The organism is Peribacillus aracenensis (assembly GCF_025175645.1).
GTDB classification, from domain to species: Bacteria; Bacillota; Bacilli; order Bacillales; family DSM-1321; genus Peribacillus; species Peribacillus aracenensis.
On record NZ_JANZMJ010000016.1, the window covers coordinates 109080 to 129256 of the forward strand.

22 protein-coding genes are annotated in these 20177 nt (G+C 42.4%); 1 reads left to right on the forward strand and 21 read right to left on the reverse strand.

Annotation, left to right across the window (positions count from 1 at the left end; translation table 11 throughout):
- Nucleotides 1-8: 8 nt before the first annotated feature.
- From wecB to N0M92_RS16900, 20 genes are all read right to left on the reverse strand, one after another.
- A complete protein-coding gene (gene wecB / locus N0M92_RS16805) occupies nucleotides 9-1151 on the reverse strand; it encodes a non-hydrolyzing UDP-N-acetylglucosamine 2-epimerase (protein WP_260286889.1) in 1143 nt (380 codons plus the stop codon).
- 23 nt (nucleotides 1152-1174) lie between these two features.
- The gene (gene upp, locus N0M92_RS16810) at nucleotides 1175-1804 is read right to left on the reverse strand and encodes a uracil phosphoribosyltransferase (protein ID WP_034315825.1); all 630 of its coding nucleotides are present in this window, start codon (nucleotides 1802-1804) and stop codon (nucleotides 1175-1177) included.
- Between the two features lie 235 nt (nucleotides 1805-2039).
- On the reverse strand, nucleotides 2040-3281 hold the full coding sequence (locus N0M92_RS16815) for a serine hydroxymethyltransferase (protein ID WP_260286890.1): 1242 nt from the start codon (nucleotides 3279-3281) through the stop codon (nucleotides 2040-2042).
- 370 nt (nucleotides 3282-3651) lie between these two features.
- Nucleotides 3652-4245 carry a TIGR01440 family protein gene (locus tag N0M92_RS16820; protein ID WP_260286891.1) on the reverse strand — a complete coding sequence of 198 codons (594 nt, stop codon included), beginning with the start codon at nucleotides 4243-4245 and terminating at the stop codon, nucleotides 3652-3654.
- Between the two features lie 70 nt (nucleotides 4246-4315).
- Complete coding sequence (rpiB, locus tag N0M92_RS16825; RefSeq protein ID WP_311202569.1) at nucleotides 4316-4762, reverse strand: ribose 5-phosphate isomerase B; 447 nt, start codon at nucleotides 4760-4762, stop codon at nucleotides 4316-4318.
- Between the two features lie 385 nt (nucleotides 4763-5147).
- The gene (locus tag N0M92_RS16830) at nucleotides 5148-5591 is read right to left on the reverse strand and encodes a low molecular weight protein arginine phosphatase (protein ID WP_260286893.1); all 444 of its coding nucleotides are present in this window, start codon (nucleotides 5589-5591) and stop codon (nucleotides 5148-5150) included.
- A gap of 143 nt (nucleotides 5592-5734) precedes the next feature.
- Nucleotides 5735-6301: a manganese efflux pump MntP gene (locus tag N0M92_RS16835; protein ID WP_260286894.1), complete on the reverse strand. Its 567-nt coding sequence runs from the start codon at nucleotides 6299-6301 to the stop codon at nucleotides 5735-5737.
- Nucleotides 6302-6375: 74 nt separating this feature from the next.
- Nucleotides 6376-7425, reverse strand: coding sequence for an L-threonylcarbamoyladenylate synthase (locus tag N0M92_RS16840; protein ID WP_260286895.1), 1050 nt, complete (start codon nucleotides 7423-7425; stop codon nucleotides 6376-6378).
- Nucleotides 7426-7714: 289 nt separating this feature from the next.
- Complete coding sequence (gene spoIIR / locus N0M92_RS16845; protein ID WP_260286896.1) at nucleotides 7715-8647, reverse strand: stage II sporulation protein R; 933 nt, start codon at nucleotides 8645-8647, stop codon at nucleotides 7715-7717.
- A 151-nt stretch (nucleotides 8648-8798) separates the two neighbouring features.
- Nucleotides 8799-9668 carry a peptide chain release factor N(5)-glutamine methyltransferase gene (gene prmC / locus N0M92_RS16850; RefSeq protein WP_311202570.1) on the reverse strand — a complete coding sequence of 290 codons (870 nt, stop codon included), beginning with the start codon at nucleotides 9666-9668 and terminating at the stop codon, nucleotides 8799-8801.
- Nucleotides 9661-10731: a peptide chain release factor 1 gene (prfA, locus tag N0M92_RS16855; RefSeq protein WP_260286897.1), complete on the reverse strand. Its 1071-nt coding sequence runs from the start codon at nucleotides 10729-10731 to the stop codon at nucleotides 9661-9663. Before prfA ends, prmC begins: the two co-directional genes overlap by 8 nt.
- Nucleotides 10732-10890: 159 nt before the next feature.
- Nucleotides 10891-11346 carry a hypothetical protein gene (locus N0M92_RS16860; RefSeq protein ID WP_260286898.1) on the reverse strand — a complete coding sequence of 152 codons (456 nt, stop codon included), beginning with the start codon at nucleotides 11344-11346 and terminating at the stop codon, nucleotides 10891-10893.
- 200 nt (nucleotides 11347-11546) lie between these two features.
- Nucleotides 11547-12152 (reverse strand): thymidine kinase, encoded by a 606-nt coding sequence (locus N0M92_RS16865; RefSeq protein ID WP_034315845.1) that lies wholly within the window; start codon nucleotides 12150-12152, stop codon nucleotides 11547-11549.
- Between the two features lie 138 nt (nucleotides 12153-12290).
- Nucleotides 12291-12491, reverse strand: coding sequence for a 50S ribosomal protein L31 (rpmE, locus tag N0M92_RS16870; protein WP_034315847.1), 201 nt, complete (start codon nucleotides 12489-12491; stop codon nucleotides 12291-12293).
- 149 nt (nucleotides 12492-12640) lie between these two features.
- Complete coding sequence (gene rho, locus N0M92_RS16875) at nucleotides 12641-13930, reverse strand: transcription termination factor Rho (RefSeq protein WP_228467574.1); 1290 nt, start codon at nucleotides 13928-13930, stop codon at nucleotides 12641-12643.
- 318 nt (nucleotides 13931-14248) lie between these two features.
- Complete coding sequence (glpX, locus tag N0M92_RS16880) at nucleotides 14249-15211, reverse strand: class II fructose-bisphosphatase (RefSeq protein ID WP_192207266.1); 963 nt, start codon at nucleotides 15209-15211, stop codon at nucleotides 14249-14251.
- Between the two features lie 99 nt (nucleotides 15212-15310).
- Nucleotides 15311-16594 carry a UDP-N-acetylglucosamine 1-carboxyvinyltransferase gene (locus N0M92_RS16885; protein WP_260286899.1) on the reverse strand — a complete coding sequence of 428 codons (1284 nt, stop codon included), beginning with the start codon at nucleotides 16592-16594 and terminating at the stop codon, nucleotides 15311-15313.
- A gap of 207 nt (nucleotides 16595-16801) precedes the next feature.
- Nucleotides 16802-17452 (reverse strand): fructose-6-phosphate aldolase, encoded by a 651-nt coding sequence (gene fsa / locus N0M92_RS16890; protein ID WP_260286900.1) that lies wholly within the window; start codon nucleotides 17450-17452, stop codon nucleotides 16802-16804.
- A 190-nt stretch (nucleotides 17453-17642) separates the two neighbouring features.
- A complete protein-coding gene (locus N0M92_RS16895) occupies nucleotides 17643-18500 on the reverse strand; it encodes a class II fructose-bisphosphate aldolase (RefSeq protein ID WP_260286901.1) in 858 nt (285 codons plus the stop codon).
- 248 nt (nucleotides 18501-18748) lie between these two features.
- Nucleotides 18749-19120 (reverse strand): response regulator, encoded by a 372-nt coding sequence (locus N0M92_RS16900; protein WP_034315860.1) that lies wholly within the window; start codon nucleotides 19118-19120, stop codon nucleotides 18749-18751.
- Nucleotides 19121-19435: 315 nt separating this feature from the next.
- Here N0M92_RS16900 and N0M92_RS16905 point away from each other — a divergent pair, with 315 nt between their 5' ends.
- A complete protein-coding gene (locus tag N0M92_RS16905; RefSeq protein ID WP_260286902.1) occupies nucleotides 19436-19966 on the forward strand; it encodes a DUF2529 domain-containing protein in 531 nt (176 codons plus the stop codon).
- Between the two features lie 69 nt (nucleotides 19967-20035).
- Here the strand turns inward: N0M92_RS16905 and N0M92_RS16910 are convergent.
- Nucleotides 20036-20177 (reverse strand): IS3 family transposase (locus N0M92_RS16910; RefSeq protein WP_260285602.1); only part of this gene is annotated, 142 nt, incomplete at its 5' end.

The following is a 20177-nucleotide window of genomic DNA, read 5'->3' on the forward strand; positions in this document are numbered from 1 at the left end:
TTCCTTTTTTATGAGTCAAATCTAGCTGGCGGCATGTCTGCTTGCTTAAAATAGTAACGGATGGCTTCAGCGATGCGGACCGAAGCATTTCCATCCCCATAAGGATTGGAGGCTTTGGACATTTTTTCGTGCATCTCTTGATCCGTGAGCAATTCATGTGCCAAGTTATATATGTTTTTTTCATCAGTACCCGCCAATCTTAAGGTTCCAGCAGCAATCCCCTCAGGACGTTCGGTCGTATCCCTTAAAACTAGGACAGGTACACCCAGTGACGGTGCCTCTTCCTGGATTCCTCCAGAATCAGTCAAAATCAGATAGGCTCTTGAAGCGAAGTTATGGAAATCCAATACATCCAGCGGTTCAATCAAATGAACCCGCGGATCGTCCCCGAGAATTTCGTTTGCCAATTCCTGAACAAGCGGATTTAAATGGACAGGATATACCACTTGAACGTCATCATGCTCAGCAATGATTCTCTTTACGGCCCTAAAGATATTCCTCATGGGTTCACCAAGGTTCTCCCTGCGATGGGCGGTAAGCAAAATGAGCCTGTCTTCTCCAAGTCCATTTAAAACCGGGTGCGAATACGTGGAACGTACAGTAGTTTTTAAAGCATCTGTTGCCGTATTTCCCGTCACGAAGATATTATCCTTCTTGTTTTCGTTAAGCAGATTCTCCTCCGCTTTCGATGTCGGCGCAAAATGCAAATCTGCCATAGTACCAGTAAGCTGCCGATTCATCTCTTCCGGATAGGGGGAATACTTATTCCATGTGCGCAGCCCCGCTTCAACATGCCCAATGACAATTTGATTATAAAAAGCTGCCAGACTTGCGACAAACGTCGTGGTTGTATCACCGTGTACAAGAACAATATCAGGTTTAGCTTCCTTCATTACTGAATCAAGACCATTTAATGCTCTTGTTGTAATGTCAGCAAGCGTTTGCCTTTCCTTCATTATGTCCAAGTCATAGTCCGGCTGTATGGAAAATAGTTCGAGAACTTGATCTAACATTTGCCGATGCTGTGCCGTAACAGCAACGATCGGCTTGAAATATTCTGGGTGTTTTTGAAATTCGAGTACTAAGGGAGCCATTTTGACAGCTTCTGGTCTCGTTCCGAAAATGGTCATGACTTTTATCGGTTTATTCATTCGTGACACCTCAGTTTCTTTCCTTATTTTGTGCCGAATAAACGATCTCCCGCGTCTCCAAGACCTGGAACGATATACCCGTGTTCATTCAGTTTTTCGTCAAGACCCGCAATATAAATATCAACATCAGGATGGGCTTCTTTCAATGCCTCTACACCCTCTGGTGCTGCAATCAAACACATGAATTTAATATTGACTGCACCGCGCTTTTTAATGGAATGGATCGCTTCGATGGCTGATCCGCCAGTGGCTAACATCGGGTCAACGACAATGCATTCCCTTTCTGCCAAATCGCTTGGCATTTTCGCATAATATTCCACCGGTTTCAATGTTTCAGGATCACGGTAAAGTCCAACATGTCCGACCTTTGCAGCAGGAATCAGCTTAATGATCCCGTCCACCATCCCTATGCCTGCACGTAAAATCGGGACGATACCCACTTTTTTACCAGAAAGCATTTTCACTTTCGCTGTGCTTACAGGCGTTTGGATTTCCACCTCTTCCAGTGGCATATCCCTCGTGATTTCAAATGCCATCAATGATGCAACTTCATCCACTAGTTCACGGAATTCTTTTGTTCCTGTATTTATATCACGTATATAGGCTAATTTGTGTTGAATTAACGGGTGATCGAAAACATAAACTTTTCCCATTTAGCATCTCTCCAATTCCATTGCTTAGTTTTGCGCTTTTTTATGATTTCCCTAATCGAATAGAAAAATTTTCGTGTCTTTTAAAATTCACTTCAACCTATTTTACAGAAAAAAGTTTCAATCTTCAATAAAGGTTTAGATGTCAGACCTATTTTCACTATTCGGATTCTTCTAACACCAGCCCTTGCATAAGATATAAAAAAACCGCCCCCTTTAAAAGGGAGCAGCTACGATATTACAATGAAGGATATAATTCAAATTTGTTCGCTAATGATTCAACGCGCTGTTTTGCTTCTTCAAGTTTAGCTGCGTCTTCATTATTTTTCAAAACAAGTCCGATGATTGCAGCTATTTCATCCATGTCTTCCAATCCGAAGCCACGTGATGTCACCGCCGCAGTCCCAATGCGTATACCGCTGGTAACGAATGGTTTTTCCGGGTCATAAGGAATCGCATTTTTGTTCACGGTAATACCGATTTCATCCAAAACATGTTCTGCGATTTTTCCCGTTAATCCAGTAGAGCGCACATCAAGAAGAATCAAGTGATTGTCCGTTCCATCAGAAACAAGGGTGAACCCTTCTTTCTTCAAACCTTCGCCCAAACGTTTAGCATTATCGATGATTTTTTGTGCATATACTTTAAATTCATCTTGAAGCGCTTCGCCGAATGCAACAGCCTTAGCGGATATTACATGCATCAACGGGCCGCCTTGAATTCCAGGGAAGATGGATTTATCGATTTTCTTACCGAATTCTTCTTTACAGATGATCATACCTCCGCGTGGTCCGCGAAGTGTTTTATGAGTGGTTGTCGTTACAAAGTCAGCATAAGGAATCGGGCTTTGATGTAATCCAGCCGCAACCAAACCTGCAATATGCGCCATATCGACCATTAAATAAGCCCCGACTTCATCTGCAATTTCACGGAATCGCTTGAAGTCAATTTCCCGCGGATATGCACTTGCACCCGCTACGATCAATTTCGGTTTGTGCTGACGCGCTTTTTCCAATACATCATTGTAATCGATACGGTGATCTTTTTCGTCTACACCATATTCAACAAAATTATAGTTAACGCCACTGAAGTTAACTGGACTTCCATGTGTTAAGTGACCTCCATGCGAAAGGTTCATCCCAAGCACTGTGTCTCCAGTTTGAAGAACAGTAAAGTAAACGGCCATATTGGCTTGAGCTCCAGAGTGGGGCTGTACGTTCACATACTCCCCTCCGAAAATTTCTTTCGCACGCTCACGTGCTAGATCTTCAACGATGTCTACATACTCACATCCGCCATAGTAACGTTTTCCAGGGTATCCTTCTGCATACTTATTAGTCAAGACCGATCCTTGTGCTTCCATGACAGCTTCACTCACGAAGTTTTCAGAAGCAATAAGCTCAATTTTACTTCTTTGACGCCCTAATTCCAGTTGAATTGCGTTAAACACTTGCTCATCTTGCTTTGCTAAACGATTCATTCCGTAATTCCTCCTCAAATTGTGCGTGATTCGCTTTTTAGTATTTATGTGCAACATGCCTTCAAAAAAGCATGAAAAAGCCTTACCAATAGTTATTAGAAAATTCTACTCCATTTTAACATGTCTAATTTAGAAGCGATAGTCTAATTTTATCGAACGTTAAATGTTTTTTCTTTTAATAACGTTCGTATTTAACATCAAAATTATGCTTATTAGCTCTTTCACCCTATATTCCATAAGCAAAATCACTATTCTATTAACATTATAAAGTAATGATTTTTTGTAAACCTTATCTTGGGCTTTCCGATTTCGCTCTCATTCAATTAAAAAACAGCATCCCTCATCCGAGAAATGCTGTCCCCCTTACCCATTAAGTACAACTCTTGTTATCAGAAAAGTCCTGATAAACGGCCCGCTCCCCGCCAATCAGTTTCGGACGTGTTTTTGCCATGGTCACATGTGCATGCCCTATTTCCTTAATGGCAGAGCGAATCGGAACCGCCACATGCTTCAGATGCATGCCAATGAAGGTGTCCCCAATGTCAATCCCCGCATCCGCTTTAATATGCTCGACAACGACAGCATCTTTCCATTGCTGATAGGCATACGTCGCCATCGATCCCCCAGCTGTTCTTACAGGTACAACCGAAACTTCTTCATAATCATATCGAACCGCGGTTTCCCTTTGTAAAACCAAGGCCCTGTTTAGATGTTCACAACATTGATAGGCAACCTGAACACCCGTTTTTCCTTGAAAATCCCTAACTACGGAAAAAATCATCCCTGCAACATCGAGGGTACCTTCAGTACCGATCCTTTTCCCGACCACTTCACTTGTGCTGCAGCCGATCACCAGTAGCTGTTTCTCTTTTAAAGCTGTCTGTTCTTGAAACTCATGTAAAAGTTCCCGAAACTGGTTTTCCCATATCTCAAGCTCATTTGAAGATGTAGCATCACTTGTCATGAAAACGCATCCTTTCAATAAGAAAACTTGCTATCGGTAGAAAATGGTTCTCTCCAAAAAACCATAGAAATTAGCTATGTTTACCTTCATACTCCGCAATCTTACCGATCCTGTTTTGATGACGGCCGCCTTCAAATTCCGAAGTCAGCCATGTTTGGGCAATTTCCCTGGCCAGACCCGGGCCAATGACACGTTCCCCCATCGCTAACATATTGGTATCATTATGCTGACGGGTCAATTTCGCACTATAGACATCATGAACCAATGCACAACGTATTCCTTTGACTTTATTGGCAGCAATGCTCATTCCAATTCCTGTTCCACAGATTAAAATGCCCCGATCGAACTCACCCTGCGCCACTTTTTCAGCAACCGGCAAGGCATAATCAGGATAATCCACCGACGTACTGCATTCACAGCCAAAATCCTCAAATGGAATCTGTAACTCATTCAATAAAGTCTTTATTTCTTCACGGATATGTATACCACCATGATCCGAAGCAATCGCAACTTTCATCATAATCCTCCTCTAGCTTTTTCATTTGATTTTATTATTATTGTGTCACAAAATTATGAAAAGATAAAGGATGTCCATCCTTTTTCCCCGCAAAGAAGCAGGAAACCAACTCGGGCTTCCTGCAGTAAAATGTCAAGTGTGAAAGCGCGTAATGGTCCTGTTAACCCTTTTCCGCTTTCACTTTAAAATTTCCATTGCCGATTTTTCGACATTTTCCTTGACTAGAGCTTATTCGTTTGTCCTGGCCGTCACTTCTTCCGCTCCAGCAGATTGCTTATTCTGCAATGGCAGCCACTTCTTGGGACTGCCTTGATCTTACACTTTGCATAGACGGTCAACAAGCTTAGTAATATCTTTTACTGCAGCGACCACATTATGTACCCGTTCATTCTTTAAGCCTTTTGACCAATTCTTCTATTAATTCCTGCAGCTCCCTGAACGTTTCCCGGTAAATGCCTTCAGAACCTCCAAACGGATCTATTATATCTCTATCATATTTATCCTCAATAACGAATTCCTTTAAAGTAAAAGTCTTATCGATCATTTGGGGGTATGCATGGGCAATGACAGATTTATGCCCTTCCGTCATGGTGAAAATATGAGTCGCCCATTCCATTTCCTTCTCGGATAAGGGCGTTGAATGATGATTATGCACTATGTCATTTTCAACCAATACATTTTTAGCATGCAGCGAAGCATCCTGCCCTGATGAAGCATACACGCCTGCGGACTTCACTTCAACACCCGCAATATTCTTATGTTTCAATATCGCTTCTGCCATCGGGCTTCTGCATGTGTTACCTGTACATACAAATAGTACTCGGATCATTTTAACGCCTCCTTTTTTATTCATTATAAGCTATAGCCCGTTTATTATAGTCAAAAAAATCACTCTCATTATGTCCGAAGTAAAATAAAAACCGCTCCAGTAATTGGAACAGTTGAGGAAGGAACGATATGAATTCAAGCGGATCAAAAAGAGAACAATAATTTCAATCCAAACGCACACAGGATGCTTCCGCCAAGAATCTCACTATACACGCCAAGCAAGCCCTGCATTTTTCTACCCAGTAAAAGGCCTGCCCACGTTAATAGGGTGGCGGCAAACCCAAAACAAAGAACGGTTAAAATCGTTTTTGCACCGTAAATTCCCAGTGTCAATCCTACCGAGAAGCTATCCAGGCTTACCCCTAAAGCAAAAATGAATAGACCTTTCCCGACAGGAGCCAGCATCTTATTTTCCCTGGCACCAGCTCCATCCTTTTTACCAGGGATAAACATCTGTATACCAAGAATGATCAGCAACAGACCGCCGGCGTATGTAGCAAAGGTCCCGAATTTTTCTGAAATGAAACGGCCTGCCCCCATTCCAAGCAAGGGCATCCAAATATGAAAAATGCCAACTATCAGCCCTATAAACAATATTTGCCTCAACCTTAGCTTAAACATTCCCATTCCAAGGCCAACTGAAAAGGCATCCATTCCCAGCGCGAATGCCATTAGCAATAAGGTGATGATTTCTCCAGCAAATGTATTCATTCAAATCCCCCTCGGACGTGCCTACTACATGTTATGCATGTCCGAAAAGAAATAGAAGGATAAATCAGTTCTTATTACACATGTTCCTTGATGATTTGATGACCTGCAGCCTTCTCAAGCCGGTTCATGACCGCCGCTCCTATTCCATGGTCAGGAAACATTTCACTATAAATGACATCGACCTCCAGCTCGTCAAACTGCCTTAAAGCATCATATAAGCCTGTTGCAACAGTATGTAAATCCGCTAATGAACCTGGGACAACCACATAATCCGCCTTATAATCCTGTTGATGTTCGTAAGCCGTTATGATGCCCACCTTTAACCCGTCAGTTCTTTTTTCATCCACAAGCTTCTGAAGGAAAGCTTGATTACCCTTGACTAAATATAGAGGGGCCTTCGGAGCATAGTGGGTATACTTCATGCCCGGGGCTTTTGGCGCCGCTTCCTGATTCTTCAATGCGACATCTTGCCTGACTTCCCCTATTACCGCTTCCAGCTGTTCCAGGGTCACCCCGCCTGGCCTTAAAATAACAGGTACTTCCACAGTGCAGTCAAGTACTGTGGATTCTAAGCCCACACCCGTAGTCCCGCCATCGACTATGCCTGCAATCCGGCCCATCAAGTCATCTTCAACATGTTTCGCTGAAGTGGGGCTTGGTTTTCCGGAAGTATTTGCACTTGGTGCCGCAATGGGCAAATCACTTGCACGAATAAGGCCTAGGGCAACCTGATGATCTGGCATCCTGACAGCCACCGTGTCCAATCCAGCTGTCACAAGGTTTGATAGCTGGCCCGGTTTTCTTTTCATGATCAAAGTCAAAGGACCCGGCCAAAATTCCGCCATCAGCTTCTTGGCCTGTTCCGGAATCTCTTCTACAATACCTGACAGCTGGTCAACGGAGGCTATGTGAACGATCAAAGGATTATCACTCGGACGCCCCTTCGCATCAAACACTTTTTTGACTGCCTCGTCATTTTTGGCATTCGCCCCCAGTCCATAAACGGTCTCTGTAGGAAAAGCCACCACCTGATTTGCCTTTAATAATTCAGCTGATTTTGTAATCTGGGGATAACTTTGTAAATTATCCACATTTTTATCCACTGACCAAATTTTCGTTTTCATCTTGAACATCATCGCCTTTTAACGTTTCTTATTTTATATAATTGCTTTTATATGAACGATATTCTCAAATTATTGTAATAAATTCACTTTAAGATACTTTGAAAGTATAAAAGAAGTATTCACATAATTCAAGTGTTATCCACAAATTGGGGATAACCACATCGAATCCGTGGATAAGTTTGTGGATATTAATGATTAATGACAGACTTTTTTGATTTTTTGTTAATAACCCTGTGGATATGTTTACGAAATTATCTGATTTTAAAAAAAGAGGGCAGCTGCCCCCTTTTTAAAATAGATCATTGAAGATTTCTGCAAACAGGGACTTCACTTCCACCTCAGGCTCCTTTTCCCCTTCATATAATTGTTGACCTTGTTTATCGGATGCCGCAAGTTCAACCTGGTTTTCTTCAACATTCCCATCAATGGCTTTTTTCGACACTTGTTGCTTGTCTTTTACTTCTGCCACTTCTTCCTTTACTTCCGGCTCTGTATCCTTTTCTTTTAGCGTTCCTTCCGATACTTCTTTTACGCTCCCCTCCACTACCTTTTCACCAACCACTTCCTCGGGCCCTTTTTCCTTTTCAACCAGCACTCCTTCTTCAACTTCTTCCACTGCAACGGGCTCACCCTCTTCACTTGTTGCAGCATGCGCCTCCCCTTCCGAATTCAACGATCCTTCACCCTCATCCTCGACAATCGGACTTTGACTTACAGCCGTCCCATTTGAAAAATCCAGGAAACATAATGGGGGAAATAGAACACACCACCAATTTGCGCCTTCCCCTTCCCCAAGCGTGATAATCACCGCTTCATAATCCCCTGCCGGATATAAATACTGCCCATAGAGTTTTGTCGGAAATTCCGCTTGCCCAAAATCCACTTTAACTGACTGCTCCATACCCTGTTCCTTTATAACTGCCTCAGCCGTCGCTTGGATATCCGGCAGATGCGAGGTGATCACATCCCTCGCTTCATCCAAAGAAGTAAGTTCCTCGACCCACTTTGTGATATCTTCATTTACCTCATCCCTAATCAGCCGTTTAACCGCTTGATCCTTTTCTGCATCACTATTAGCAAGTATCCGAAGACGAATCGCCTCATCCGGGATCACCTTCGTATCTTCTGCACCGACCATCTCCGCTTTAGGCATATATATACTTACGATTGTTCCTATAGTTAAGATTAATAGATAAATAATGGCTAAATGTTTAGTTTTCATCGCCTTCGCCCCCTCACATGAATTAGTCTCACCATTTTCCAGCTATCTTAAACTAGTAAAAAATAAAAAAGTTGATAGCTGGAAATATAGATTCTAAAGGATAATGAGGGTGGTTTCCATAAAAAAAATCCGTCTCACATAGGAAGACGGATCACTTTAATACAGCGAAGACCATTCGATCTTTTTCATTAATGTCATTTGTAATGGATACTTCTGCAGCAGGAAAGGCTTGCTTCAATAAATCGGCAACCGCCTCACCCTGTCCAGTTCCCACTTCAAAACCGATCAGCCCAGGCACCTTCATGATCAGAGGTAATTGCTCCATAAAGCGGCGGTAAAAATCCAGCCCATCGATACCGGCAAATAATGCACGATGCGGTTCATGACCTGTCACGACTACTGACATGGATTCATGATCATCATCTGGTATATATGGCGGATTCGATAAAAGGACGTCCACCTTCTGTTTTTTGTTTATGAAAGGCAAAAGCAAATCACCTTGCATGAACTCCACTTCGGCACCAAGCGATTCGGCATTTTTCCGCGCCACCTCAAGCGATGGTTCCGCTATGTCCGTAGCCGTCACCAATAAGTTTGATTTTTCAAGTTTCATCGTTATGGCGATTGCGCCGCTGCCGGTCCCAATATCAGCTAAACAAAGCTTCTGTCCCTCCATAAAAATGGCCGGGATTTTACGTAAAGCATAATAAATCAATTCTTCTGTTTCAGGTCTCGGTATGAGCACTTCTTCATTCACAAAGAAGGTCCGTCCATAAAATTCTTCATGGCCGATAATATATTGGATGGGCGTTCCCTCCGCATGCAGCTCAATAGCGGCCTTAAATTGCCCAAAAACCGCTTCACTAAGCTCATCATGAAGGTTGGCCAGCATTTGGGAGCGAGTTTGTTTTAAAAAGTGCTGTAATAGGATTTCCCCAGCATTGGCATCACGATCATTTTCCTTTAAAAAAGAAGAAGCCCATTTAAGGGCTCCGAACACTTTCACGGCAGAGTTACTCATCTGCACTTTCCAGCCTTGAAGATTGGTCTTCCATGATTAATGCATCAACGACTTCATCCAGTTTACCTTCCATGATTTGATCCAGTTTTTGAATCGTTAAACCAATACGGTGGTCGGTAACTCGGTTTTGCGGGAAGTTATAAGTGCGAATCCTTTCGGATCGATCGCCTGTTCCAACGGCAAGCTTCCTATTTTGATCATATTCCGCCTGTACTTCGCGGTGGATTTTATCGTACACCCTGGCACGCAAAACCTTCATTGCTTTTTCTTTGTTCTTGATTTGTGATTTTTCATCTTGACAGGATACAACCGTATTAGTCGGAATATGAGTCAAGCGCACCGCCGACATTGTCGTATTGACACTTTGCCCTCCAGGACCGCTTGATGCAAAGGTATCGACACGAACATCCTTATCATGGATTTCAACTTCCACTTCCTCAGCTTCAGGTAAAACGGCAACCGTGGCTGTAGATGTATGAATCCGTCCGCCTGATTCAGTTTCAGGTACCCGCTGAACGCGATGCGCTCCATTTTCGAACTTCAATTTTGAATAAGCACCATTGCCATTAATCATGAATATGATTTCCTTGTAGCCGCCAAGCCCTGTAGGACTGGCTTCAATGACTTCGGTCCGCCAACCTTGCACCTCGGCAAAACGGCTATACATTCGGTATAGACTACCCGCAAATAAGGCCGCCTCATCTCCGCCTGCCGCTCCGCGAATCTCCATGATCACGTTTTTATCATCGTTAGGGTCCTTCGGAATAAGCAATATTTTCAGTTTACCCTCAAGGCCTTGTATGGTCTCATCAAGTTCATTGATTTCTTCTTTTACCATTTCACGCATATCCGCATCAAGTTTCTCCTCCATCATAGCTTTCGCTTCCTGGAGTTGCTCACGAACCGCCTTATATTCCTTATAAGTCGATGCGGTCTCTTGAATGCTGGATTGCTCCTTAGAATATTCCCTTAGCTTCTTAGAGTCATTAATGATCTCCGGGTCACTCAATAGTTCATTCAATCTTTCATATCTATCTTCTACTGCTTGTAAACGATCAAACAAATTATTCACCTCATAAATTTTCCAAAACATCTGAAACGAATTGGAAGTAATCCATCTTTTCTAACTATAAATAAGTACTTAGTGCCCCAGCTCAGTTCACTTCTAGGTTAATTATAGTATAGGTGAATAATCAACGTCAAAGAGGATTCAAAAATGTCGTTATTTCTTTAATTTGACATCTAAATTATATTGTGGCACAACCCTGTTTATCATGCCTTGTATTCGCTGCAATTCCTCATTTCTTTCTTTTTCCGTCTTGATTTTGCCTTTATCATGGACTGTAACATGTATGGTATTTCCATTAAACCAAACGGAGCCCGCCTCATAATTAGTTTCCGATTCGATTACTTCGCGGATTTTATCAATTTGCTGCCCCATGGATGGAGAATTATTGGATGTATGATGAGGTGTGTTGAGGACCTGATCTGATGGCCGTTCCGTTTCATTGTCCCAATCCTTATTGGATACCTGATTTAAACCCTTGCCAACAAAATCCCTGCCATCACGGGATTGATCCCCATATTCCGAATCATTATTTATTGCATTGTCATTTTGGCCGCATGCCGTTAGTACAGCAAGCAGAAAGGCCGTCATAATAAGCAGTTTCGATTTCATATTTTTTCCCTCCATTTTGACTGGTTAAGAAGAACATTTCCCCGTTAGCCTGCCCAAAATGGGGCAATATTTATCTTTTATTTCCCTTCCATGTATTGGTCATGCAACCTCCAGCAATTTTTCCGCCCCTTAATTATTCCCAACCATTTCTTCATAAAAAAAGCACCCTACGATCTCATTGGATCATAGGGCACCATCATTCAAATATGTTCTTTAATCCCAACAGCCTGCTTACCCGGAACTTCGTGATGATGGCGGCAGCGGGGCTCGTATGATTCCGATGCACCCACAAGGATGATCGGCTCATCATAGGAGGCCGGCTCCCCATCTATCAATCGCTGTGTCCTGCTCGCAGGCGATCCGCACACTTCACACACAGCCTGCAGCTTGGTCACCGATTCTGCAAGCGATAATAGAACAGGCATAGGACCGAATGGCTCACCTCTGAAATCTTGATCGAGTCCAGCCATGATCACTCGATAACCGCTGTCCGCAAGATGCTGGGCAACCCCGATGATTTCATGATCAAAAAATTGCACTTCATCTATTGCAATGATATCCAGGGGCTTGTCCAAATACTTAAAAATATCCGTTGAATGGGCAATCGGTTTTGCCATCACAGAAGAGCCATTATGTGATACGACAGCCTCTTCCGCATAGCGATTATCAATAGCTGGTTTAAATACAGCTATTTGCTCTTTAGCAAATTGAGCACGGCTGACTCGTTTAATCAATTCCTCAGATTTACCTGAAAACATGCTTCCGCAAATAAGCTCGATCCAGCCTGTTTGTTTCATTACATACATGGAAACAGCTACTCCCTTCCACCTGTCGATCCCTTGACCATAATTGAAGTCGACCCGGCTTTATATAAATTCTTACTTGTTTATGGAAAAGAAAAAACAGGCAAGAAAAATACTTGCCTGTTTTTTAAAAAGTCCGGCTTATTTAATACCGTATTTTTTGTTGAAACGATCAACACGTCCGCCAGCTTCAGCGAATTTTTGACGACCAGTATAGAATGGGTGGCATTCTGAACAAGTCTCAACTTTGATCTCTTCTTTAACTGAACCAGTTTCAAAAGTGTTTCCGCAAGAGCAAATTACTTTTGAAAGCTTATAATTTGGGTGAATTCCAGTTTTCATTCTTTTCAGCTCCTTATGCCCTGAATCATTCGAAACAGAGTTATATACTTCAAGTTGAGGGAATAGCACCCTCACATTTATTGTAAAAACACATGAACTCATTATAACAACTTAAGACTAGTTGTGCAACTGTTTGTTTCTTACAGGGTTTAAGAACGTTTTACGCTCGCTGGCCCCTTTTTCATTTCTGTCATCTCTTCATCCAGCTTACTGAAAAATTCTTCATTACCCTTTGTCTGTTTTAGACGGCGAAGGAATTTCTCCGAGAAATCAGGTGAATCTGACATCGTTTTCCTAATGGCCCATAGTTTATCCAGGCGATCCTTCGGAATTAACAATTCTTCTTTACGAGTGCCCGAGCGACGAATATCGATTGCCGGGAAGATGCGTCTTTCGGCAAGTGCACGATCTAAATGCAGCTCCATATTGCCCGTACCTTTAAATTCTTCATAAATAACATCGTCCATTCTTGAACCCGTATCTACCAATGCTGTAGCAAGGATCGTAAGGCTGCCGCCTTCCTCGATATTCCTCGCTGCACCGAAAAAGCGTTTTGGACGGTGGAATGCAGCAGGGTCAATACCCCCTGATAGTGTACGCCCGCTCGGCGGAATGACAAGGTTGTATGCACGGGCAAGCCGGGTGATGCTGTCCATTAATATGATGACATCCCGTTTATGCTCCACAAGGCGCATGGCTCGTTCCAATACAAGCTCAGCCACCTTGATATGGTTTTCCGGCACTTCATCGAAAGTTGAACTTACCACGTCTCCTGCGACGGAACGTTCAATGTCCGTCACTTCTTCCGGGCGTTCATCGATCAACAGCACAATCAATTCCGATTCGGGATGGTTTGTTGTTATCGCATTGGCAATTTCCTTGATAAGCATCGTTTTACCGGCTTTTGGCGGTGCGACAATCAGACCACGCTGCCCAAAACCGACCGGAGCCAGCACATCCATGATCCTGGTCGATAAGTTCTTCGGTGTCGTTTCCAGTTTAATTTGCCTGTTTGGATACAGCGGCGTTAAACCCGGAAAGTGGACACGCTCTTTAGCCGATTCCGGATTATCGCCATTGACTGCTTCGACATGCAGCAATCCATAATAGCGCTCGTTTTCTTTTGGAGGCCTTACCTTACCGGACACTTTATCTCCATTTCGCAAATCGAACCTGCGGATCTGTGAAGCAGAAATATAAATATCCTCCGAGCTTGGAGAATAATTAATTGGACGCAGGAAACCGAAGCCCTCTGAAGGTATGATCTCTAAAACGCCCTCCATGAATAGGAGACCATCCTGCTCAGCTTGCGCTTTCAGGATAGCGAATATAAGTTCCTTTTTTGAAAGTTTGCTGTAATAGGAAACTTTATATTCACGCGCGTGCTCATATAGATCCTTTAGTTTCATGTTTTCTAAATTAGAAATAGTTAAATTCATTATGACACCACACTTTTATTAATTAAACGTTTTCACCCATACTGAAAAAGAAATGGTTTGTTAGATGGAAGAAAAACCGCAATCCATGTACCCGACCAGAGTTTTCTTAGAAAGGATGATACATTTTTACATGTAAAGAAGAAAATTATTTGAAGGCTTCTTGAAGTTTGGAGTGAAAGGGCAGATTTTTAATTTATTAATAGTAGACCAAGCTTTATTTTACTTTTTTTATTTTAATTATTCAACTTAAATTTTTTTAAAGAGAAAGCGAGCGCTGAAACCGCTCGCTTTTTAAAGTGATTTTTCTAAAACACGCTATCAGTCAATCAAGCCATTCGGTTTAATCTTAAGACTGTGACGCCCATCAATGAATCGAACGGTACCGGATTTAGCACGCATGACCACGGATTGTGTTTCACCGTAATGTCCTTTAAATTGTACACCGCGTAGAAGTTCTCCATCCGTCACACCTGTTGCAGCAAAAATTGCGTCATCTCCGCGAACAAGGTCTTCCATTCTGAGGACTTTTCCTAAATCAAGGCCCATTTTTCCACAGCGTTCCACTTCTTCATCGCTATGAGGAACAAGCTTACCCTGAATTTCCCCTCCAAGGCATTTCAAGGCAACGGCTGCAATAACTCCCTCTGGAGCCCCGCCAGAACCGAATAAGATATCAACACCGGTAAGATCGAAGGCCGTATTTATGGCTCCCGCTACATCACCATCGTTGATCAACTTGATACGTGCCCCCGCCTCACGAAGTTCATGAATGATCTTCGAATGACGATCACGGTTCAATACTGTTGCAACCACGTCTTCGATATCTTTATTCTTTGCCTTGGCTACCGCTTTCAGGTTGTCCAATACAGAAGCATTGATATCAATCTGGCCAACAGCCTCGGGTCCGACAGCTATTTTATCCATATACATATCCGGGGCATGAAGCAAGTTCCCCTTATCGGCTATCGCCAATACAGCCAATGCATTCCAGCCGCCAGATGCAACGATGTTCGTTCCTTCCAAAGGATCAACAGCAACATCCACTAGCGGCCCAAGACCGGTACCAAGTTTTTCACCAATATAAAGCATTGGCGCTTCATCCATTTCCCCTTCACCGATTACAACCGTTCCTTGCATGGGAATAGTATTGAAAACATCCCGCATTGCAGTTGTTGCTGCATCATCTGCTTCGTCTTTCTTTCCTCTTCCCATCCAACGAGCTGAATTCAGTGCCGCCGCCTCTGTTACGCGGACAAGCTCCATCGATAAACTTCTTTCCATTTCCGGTTCCCCCTCATGTACACTAGCATGATTTATTTATATATTAGTATAACACATTATATCATATATAGTAACACAATGAGGTAACAAGAAAAGGGATCAGCTTTTAAGCTGCTCCACTTCTTCTTTCGTCATTTCTTCACGCCAAATCGTCGCTCCCAAACCTGAAAGTTTTTCAACAAGATGGCTATATCCGCGATCTATATGTTCAAGCCCAGTCACTTCCGTAATCCCTTCAGCCATTAAACCAGCGATTACAAGAGCTGCTCCGGCACGTAAATCGCTTGCCTTCACTTTTGCCCCATGCAGTTGGACAGGACCATCGACGATGCCTGCTCTGCCCTCGACTTTGATCTTCGCATTCATGCGTCGCAGTTCATCAATATGCTTAAACCGTGCCCCGTATATCGTATCGGTCACCATGCTAGAACCGCTTGCTTTCGTTAAGAGGGAAGTGAAAGGTTGCTGAAGATCTGTTGGGAATCCAGGGTAAACCAATGTCTTGATATCAACGGCTTTAAATTTTTCTCCCGGTGAGACAAATATCTGGTCATCACCCGCTTCAATATTAATTCCCATTTCCCTTAATTTGGCAGTCAATGACTCCAAATGCTGGGGAATGACATTATCGATCAGAATCCCTTCACCAACAGCAGCGGCTAAAATCATGAAAGTACCGGCCTCAATCCGATCCGGTATGATCGTATGCTTGCACCCATGCAAACTTTCCACACCATCAATACGAATGATATCCGTTCCTGCACCCTTTATTTTCGCTCCCATATTGGTCAACAGTGTGGCAACATCGATGATTTCCGGTTCTTTCGCGGCATTTTCAATCACAGTGCGGCCTTTGGCCAAAACGGCGGCAAGCATGATGTTGATCGTTGCCCCTACACTAACGACATCCAAATATATGCGTGCTCCCCGGAGCTCGTCCGCCCTAAGGTAAATGGCTCCTTGTTCATTCGTCACTTGAGCGCCTAGTGCTTCGAACCCCTTAATATGCTGATCTATCGGACGGGGTCCTAAATGGCAGCCTCCAGGCAAGCCAATCACTGCCTTTTTGAATTTACCAAGCATTGCCCCCATCAAATAATAAGAGGCACGTAACTTCTTGACCCTTCCATTGGGGAGAGGCATTGAAATCATCCTGCTTGGATTGACTGTCATTTCTCCTTCATCAAAGGATACCTCACCGCCAATTTCCTCCATTAACGCTTTCAGCATCTGTACATCCGAGATATCAGGCAGGCCTTCAATCGTTACGGGAGAGTCCGCTAAAATTGTTGCCGGAATAAGGGCAACCGCACTATTTTTTGCTCCGCTGACACGAATGCTTCCCTTTAAAGGATAGCCACCGGCAATTTTAAGTTTTTCCATAATAAACTCCCTTCCACGCTAAGCACTTAGAAGCTACTTTCAAAAGTAATATTTTACCACAGGAAAATTGCATAATCCGACAACATTTACTATCTAGTTCTTTAGTTTACACAAAAGTAGAAAATTCATGTAAAAAAAGATAAAAATTTCTAATTTATGTTAATTTTATTAAAAAGGTGCAATCTATAGCGACTTAGCGGCAAGGCATTATGCTTCAGTACGTGAATTCCAATCATTCAAGAAAGCTTCAATCCCTTTATCCGTTAATGGGTGGTGGAATAATTGCATTAAAACTTTATAAGGGATCGTTGCAATATGTGCCCCTTTAAGAGCCGCTTCTGTAATATGCATTGGATGGCGGATGGAAGCTGCAATGATCTCAGCATTGATATCATGGATTGCAAATATGTCGGCAATATCCGAAATCAAATCAAGTCCATTTTGGCCAATGTCGTCCAAGCGTCCTAAAAATGGCGATACATAAGTTGCTCCTGCCCTAGCTGCCAATAAAGCTTGGTTGGCACTGAAAATAAGCGTGACATTCGTTTTGACACCTTGTTTTGTAAGTGCTGAAACAGCCTTCAAGCCGTCTGGGGTCATTGGCACTTTAATCGTGATATTAGGTGCAATGGCAACGAGTTCCTTGGCTTCAGCCATCATTCCTTCAAAATCAAGCGCAATGACTTCAGCAGAAACGGATTCCTTAACAAGGCTTGTGATTTCTTTTAGCCGTTCATGGAAAGAAACTCCCTTTTCTCTTGCAACAAGGGACGGGTTAGTCGTAACGCCTGCTAAAACGCCAAGCTCGTGCGCTTGTTTGATTTCTTCCATGTTTGCTGTATCTATAAAGAATTTCATAAAATATCCTCCGTATGTAATCGATTTTTTATTTCCCTATATGCCTCTGAATTCTAATTGTTCTAAAAATGGAGCCCGGATTCAGCCCTGCATCTAAAAGAAACCATTAGGGGGGAGCCCCCCCCAATGGGAATATTGCCTTTATCATCTTACATTTAAGGGGATGGAACCCTTATATTACGTTCATAAATTATGCTTTGCCGTTTGAACCGAATTCACGTATTTTACCGATGACAGTTTCTTTAATGGCTTCACGGCCAGGTACCATGTATTTACGTGGATCGTACACTTCAGAATCGTTATTCAAAATTTCACGAACCGCTTTTGTGAACACAATTTGATTTTCCGTATTCACATTGATTTTTGATGTTCCAAGTGAAATGGCTTTTTGGATATCCTTCGTAGGTATGCCTGTACCGCCATGAAGAACAAGAGGTTTCTTCGTTAAATCACGTACTTCTTCCATTTCTTTATAGCCTAGGTTAGGTTCACCTTTGTATGGTCCGTGAACGGATCCCAAAGCTGGAGCAAAACAGTCGACATTCGTTTCTTTAACTAACTGTTCACATTCTTGAGGGTCTGCATATACGACTCCATCAGCGATTACATCATCTTCTTGTCCGCCAACCGTGCCCACTTCCGCTTCAACCGAAACATTCCGTGCGTGAGCGAATTCGACAACCTTCTTGGTTGTTTCGATATTTTCATCGATCGGATGATGTGAAGCATCGATCATTACTGAAGTGAATCCGGCTTCGATAGCTTCCTTACATTTATCAAAACTTGAACCATGGTCAAGGTGAATCGCCACAGGAACAGTGATTTTCATGTCTTCCAACAATCCTTGAACCATCATGACAGTCGTTTTAAAACCACCCATATGACGGGCAGCACCTTCGGAAACACCAAGGATGACTGGAGATTTTTCTTGTTCTGCAGCGGCTAAAATAGCTTGAGTCCATTCAAGATTATTGATATTGAATTGACCTACTGCATATTTTTCATCAAGAGCTTTATTAAGCATATCTTTCATAGAAACTAAAGGCATTTGATTTCCTCCTACTAGTGGATGTTATGATTTTTAAAGTTAATTCTTTCTAGATATTCCCTAAAACCAAAGTAGCATACGCTTATAAATCAGAATATCTCTCCTCTTTTAGGATATCAATACATCAAAAAAACAGCAACAATTAGCACTATTCCATGCCTCAAATTTTATTCCAAAAAAACACGGCCCATCTAAAAAAAGATAGCCGCGGCAATTTCCCCGTCAATAATATAAAATTTTCAAGACCGTTAACTTGATTGAATCGGTAAGTATTCTCGAACGGCCTTTCTAATATCATCAATATCAAACGGCTTTGCAAAGTGTGTCATTGCCCCTAAATCCTTTGCTTCCTGAATCATATCAAGTTCACCATATGCCGTCATGATGATAACCCGGATGTCCGGATCGACGACTTTCATCCTTTTCAAGATCTCAATGCCATCCATTCCCGGAATCTTCATATCCAGCAATACCAGATCAGGTGAATGATTATTTAGAACTTCCAAGGCTTGAATGCCATTAGCCGCTTGAAATGTTTCATACCCTTCTTTATGTAAAACCTCGTTCAATAAAATACGAATCCCGAATTGATCATCAACAATCAATATTTTCCCTGGCATTTTATCACCTCTCCCCTTCCCGATTCATCAATAAAATATATTTGCCTATTCGGCCATAATACCCGAAAAAGGGTAGTTACATAGATTGCGTTAAATCACTTGAGGTCCAACGCATATATTCCATCATGATTTCTATGTTCATATTCGATAATTGTAACAAAATTCCTGCTTTATGGCTAAAAGGAATTTCAATTTTTTTGTTTTTTCGACCGATTTAGTCAATTCAGCCCTTCCGGATCAAAAACCCTGAAACCTGTCAATGCAAAGGAAAGTCCATTATAATAAGTATATTATTTTTTAAAGGAGTCCCTGATCATGTTAAAAATTTTCTCGACACAGATAAGCGGTTTATTTAAAAAAATGATTGAAAATGAGGCATTTGAAATGGAGGATGCCGGACGCTTGCTCGCTCAGGCTGCGGTTGGGGACGGTTCTGTGTTCATTCATGGTTTTGGTGAAATGCAGGGCGTCACTGCCGAGGCTTTAAATGGGGCAGAACCCTTTCCCAAGGCAAAAAGATATGAATTAGGGGAAACCATTTCCAGGGAAGATCGATTTATTATATTCAGCCGCCATTCGGACGATTCTGAAGCATTGATGCTGGCAAAACAACTCAAGGAAAAAGATATACCATTTGTTGCAGTTTCTACATCCATTCCTTCTGAAGAAGATTCTCTTTTGGAGTTGGCTGACGTTCATATTGATCTACGCATCCAACGGGGATTGATTCCCGATGAAACTGGAAGCCGATATGGGTACCCTACCCTCATTGCCGCTCTTTTCGCTTATTATGGGATTAAATTCACTCTTGAAGAAATCATAAAAGAATATGAAGATGAAGAATGATATCTTCATCCTAAACACAAAAAAACAGCCACATTGAAGTGAACCCAAAAAGTTAGACACTTTATTTAGTTAGGCAACCTTGAAGGCATGAACCCGGTAATCAACCGGGCTCATGCCTTTTAATTTCACCTTAATTCGTTGGTGATTGTAATAATAAATATAATCTTCTAGTTCTTGTTTGAAATGCTTCATGCTGTCGAACGTTTGTAAA